This is a genomic window from Rhodococcus sp. (in: high G+C Gram-positive bacteria), assembly GCF_049286785.1.
In the GTDB taxonomy this organism is placed as follows: domain Bacteria; phylum Actinomycetota; class Actinomycetes; order Mycobacteriales; family Mycobacteriaceae; genus Rhodococcus_F.
Genome location: NZ_JBAQEO010000200.1, coordinates 1 through 4,109, shown reverse-complemented (window position 1 = coordinate 4,109; position 4,109 = coordinate 1). Strand labels below are relative to the sequence as shown.

The window sequence follows — 4,109 nt, the reverse complement described above, 5'->3', positions numbered from 1 at the left end:
GGTTGATCGACAACACCCGCCGCCATTCAGCGATATCGGTCGCGCCGACCGAAGCCTTCGTCGGCATCCCGACCCCGGCATTGTTGACCGCGATGTCGAGCGACCCGAAGGCGTCGAGCGTCTCGGTGACCATTCGCGACGCATCACCCGGATTGCTCACGTCAGCGGTGATTGCTGTTGCACCCCCGCCGATCTCGTCAGCCACAGCACGCGCCGCTGCCGCGGACAGATCAGCGACCGCGACCTTGGCACCGCAAGCGGCCAACTCACGAACGCACGCCGCGCCGATGCCCGAGCCTCCGCCGGTGACCAACGCACTCTTTCCCGTCAGGTCGATATCCATCTACTTGTGCTCACTTTCCAGTGGATTGCCACGAACGCCTTCACCCCGCTCCGGTACCTACCAACCGCGCCTCGCCGGCTGGACGCAGTCTCGTTCCAGGTCAGCCGATTCGCCTGCACTTCAGGCTCAGCTTGTCGATCGAGATCCGCCCCGCTGGGGCGAGACCAGAGCCAGAAGTTCGGTGCCAGGAGAAGCAGAGTTCGACAGCGCAGATTCTGTGATGGTCGACCCCGGGGGTGCATAACCTCAGGGTAGGAACCGGGAGCACCCGAAGTTTGTCGCATATCGCTACACATCCAGGTTTTGCCCGCTCGAGTCTGGCATGGTGACGTTATGCCCGCCACCAGGGACAACGCCACGTTAGTGAATCGATATTGACATGCGTACGACAAGATAGTTAGCGTGCCTTTACCGGCACAGCCCACAGCATCTGATTGCAGGAATATTGCTGAGGCGCTTGTTCGCTTCGGTCCGCCGACGTGCATTCCACGACCGGTTCGGACCACCCAACACCGTCTACCTGTCCTCAGTTGCGGCTTTCCACATCGAGATGGCAGCTGCACTCGGGGTCCCACTGCACGGAAGGCTTGATGAGATGCTCGAACAGAATGTAGCCCTGAATATCGAGGACATCGGTCAGGACTATGCCTACGAGCGAGGTCCGGACCAACCAGCCCCGGAGAACTTGACCGTGGGAGATGTCCTACGCCGGTCCGCCGCTAGTGCTCCGACAGGCTTGGCAATCGTGGAGGGTATTGCACACCCCGACCGCAGACGGTGGACGTATACCGAACTGCTCGAGCAGGCCGAGGCCTGCGCACGAGCACTTCTCCAGCGGTACTCCCCCGGAGATCACATTGCCATCTGGGCACCGAATATCCCGGAGTACACCGTATTCCAGTGTGGCGCAGCGCTCGCCGGCATGGTGATGGTGACAGTCAACCCGACCTTCCGCGAATCGGAACTGGAGTTCTGCCTGCGACAGTCCCGGGCCGTGGCGTGCTTCGTCCATCCCGAATTCCGGGGCAGCCCGATGCTCGAGATCGCCCACGAGGCGGCCGGCAAGTTCGATCGACCGGTGGAGATCATCAGTTTCGGTCAGTGGGATGCGTTCTTGGAATCGGGCGACACGTCGACCGAACTCCCCGAGGTCGAACCCATGAGCCCTGCTCAGATCCAGTACACCTCCGGGACCACAGGCCGCCCCAAAGGGGCCATGTTGACCCACCGGGGTGTGGTCAACGACGGTCATCAAGCGGCACTTCGTGCAGGCGGAAAGCCGGGAGCAGTGTGGCTCGCAGTGTTACCGATGTTTCACGTCGGAGGTTGCGTTTACGCAGGCATGGGAACACTCGGGTTGGCAGGCACGCTCGTACCTTTGATCAACTTCGACGCGGGGGCAGCTCTTCGGCTCATCGAAGAGGAACGGGTGACGATCATGAATCCGGTGCCCACCATGATCCTGGCGCTGATGCGTGATCCGGCGTTCGAAACCGCGGATCTCAGCTCCCTGAAGTCTCTCTCCTCGGGAGGCGCGCCGGTGCCGGCAGAGATGGTTCGTCAAATCGAAAGCAAACTCGGCGTCGATTTCACCATCGTCTTCGGACAGACCGAGGCCAGCGGTGTCATCACCATGACAACCACAGACGATTCTGCCGAAGACAAAGCTCGAACCTGCGGTCGTCCCCTGCCTGGCATCGAGATAAAGATCGTCGACTCGGTAGACGGGTCGACCTGCCGACGTGGCGAAGTGGGCGAGCTGCTTACCCGCGGATACCACACGATGGTCGGGTATTACGACAATCCGGAGGGCACTGCCGGCGCGTTCAGCGACGACGGATGGATGCACACACAGGATCTGTGTTCCATGGACCACCGAGGCTACATCCGGGTCGAAGGCCGCGTTAAAGACATGATCATCCGCGGGGGCGAGAACATCTTCCCTCGCGAAATCGAGGACGAGCTTTTCAAGCACGAAGCGATTGCCGACGTTTCCGTCGTGGGTGTACCCGACGAGTACTACGGAGAAGTTGCGGCGGCATTCGTGAAGCTCGCGCCAGGAGCGAACACAAGCGCTGACGAACTCGACACTTTCCTGCGTATGAGTTTGACCGGATACAAGATCCCGGCGAAATGGTACGTCATCTCGGAATTGCCGCAGACACTATCGGGCAAGATCCAAAAGTTCGCCATCCGGGATGCATGGTCAGCAGGCAGGTATCAGGAACTGACATAACGCAGCAGGCTCCACCCCTGAATCCACCGTTGCGATCTGGTGATCGCCGAATATCAAGGAGTTGACGATGAGCAAGCTCGAAGGAAAAGTCGCAGTTATTTCGGGCGCTGCCCGCGGGCAGGGTCGTGCTCACGCAGTGGCCATGGCCCGTGAAGGTGCCAAGATTGTTGCGTTCGACATCTGCGAACCTCTGAAGACGCCGCTGCACCCCGGCGCGACAGTCGAACAGTTGGAGGAAACTGCTGAGCTCGTGCGCAAAGAAGGCCAGGAATGCCTGTCCGCGAAGATCGACGCCCGCGACCTGACCGAACTCGAAGCGTTGGCGGAGCGAGTGATGTCGACGTACGGACGAATCGACATCCTGGTGATCAACCACGGCATCTGGACCATCGGGGAGAGCACGTGGGCGTTGGATGAAGCGTCGTGGCAGGAGAGTATCGACGTCAACCTCACCGGCGCGTGGAAGGTCGCCAAAGCATTCGTCCCCCGCATCATCGAAGGTCAGCAGGGTGGTTCGGTCATCCTGACCGCTTCCGTCAACGGCCTCAAAGCTCAACCGTGCGCTCCCGCTTACACGGCCGCCAAGCACGGTGTGGTCGGTCTGATGAAGACCCTGGCCTGGGAACTGGGTGAGCACTCGATCCGGGTCAACGCAATCTGCCCCGGAGCCATCGCAACCGATATGACGCAGAAGGGCGGCACCGTCGAGAAGTCCCTCGAGTACGCCCCTCGCTTCTTCTCCACCGACCGATCACTGCTGCCCGCCGGTTGGGTTCCCCCGGAAACAGTCGCGAAGACCGCGGTGTTTCTCGCCTCCGACGACTCGGAGCACATCACCGGGGTGGCGCTACCGGTCGACGCCGGGTGGACCAATTACTGACGAGTCGCGACAGGAATCCGGCGAGCACCGGACCGGAAGCCGGGCACGCGCGCGTAAGTCCGCCCTCCCGACCCTAGACCAAGCAGTGCCATATCGACTTCGAGGTGTGTTCATGGATACAGCAGAACTGGTTGACCAATCCTTGCCGGCGGCTATGCCTCTTGCACTTTCGGACGAGGAAAGGCTACTTCGATCGACGGTCGCCGAGATCGTCGCGAAGTACGGGCATGAGTACTACAGGAAGATGGCCCAGACCGGCGAGCCCATGCAGGAGCTGTGGGACGAGCTCGGGCGCCAAGGCTTCCTGGGGTTGAATATCCCGGAAGAGTTCGGTGGAGGCGGTGTGGGATTGAGCCACCTCGCCATCGTGCTCGAAGAAATGTCTGCGGGTGGATGTCCGGAGCTGGCTATGGTGCTTTCTCAAGGGATCGCGGGTAGCGCCTTGACCCGTCACGGAACCCAAGAACAGCAGGAAAAGTATCTTCCCGGAATTGCCTCGGGCGAGATCAAGTTCGCATTCGCGCTCACGGAACCGGACGCCGGGTCGAACTCCCACAATATTACGACCACGGCCACGCGAAGTGACCGAGGATGGCGTGTGCGCGGGGCGAAGTACTACATTTCCGGAATCGATCACTGCGACTATTTTC

4 protein-coding genes are annotated in these 4,109 nt (G+C 60.9%); 3 read left to right on the top strand and 1 reads right to left on the bottom strand.

Annotation, left to right across the window (positions count from 1 at the left end):
• Positions 1-343, bottom strand: a 343-nt coding sequence (locus tag WAW17_RS08200; RefSeq protein WP_422332488.1) for an SDR family NAD(P)-dependent oxidoreductase, incomplete at its 3' end; no start/stop codon positions are given.
• Positions 344-938: 595 nt separating this feature from the next.
• On the opposite strand from WAW17_RS08200, the gene WAW17_RS08195 reads away from it, so the two are divergent.
• The 3 genes from WAW17_RS08195 to WAW17_RS08185 all read left to right on the top strand — a co-directional run.
• The gene (locus WAW17_RS08195; RefSeq protein ID WP_422332487.1) at positions 939-2,579 is read left to right on the top strand and encodes an AMP-binding protein; all 1,641 of its coding nucleotides are present in this window, start codon (positions 939-941) and stop codon (positions 2,577-2,579) included.
• Positions 2,580-2,646: 67 nt separating this feature from the next.
• The gene (locus tag WAW17_RS08190) at positions 2,647-3,459 is read left to right on the top strand and encodes a mycofactocin-coupled SDR family oxidoreductase (RefSeq protein ID WP_422332486.1); all 813 of its coding nucleotides are present in this window, start codon (positions 2,647-2,649) and stop codon (positions 3,457-3,459) included.
• A gap of 112 nt (positions 3,460-3,571) precedes the next feature.
• Positions 3,572-4,109: acyl-CoA dehydrogenase family protein (locus WAW17_RS08185; protein WP_422332485.1), on the top strand; the 538-nt coding region annotated here is incomplete at its 3' end.

Bases quoted from the DNA above. Each gene is read 5' to 3' on its own strand.
- WAW17_RS08195 (WP_422332487.1), top strand. From the start codon at position 939: ATGCTCGAACAGAATGTAGCCCTGAATATCGAGGACATCGGTCAGGAC.
- WAW17_RS08190 (WP_422332486.1), top strand. From the start codon at position 2,647: ATGAGCAAGCTCGAAGGAAAAGTCGCAGTTATTTCGGGCGCTGCCCGC.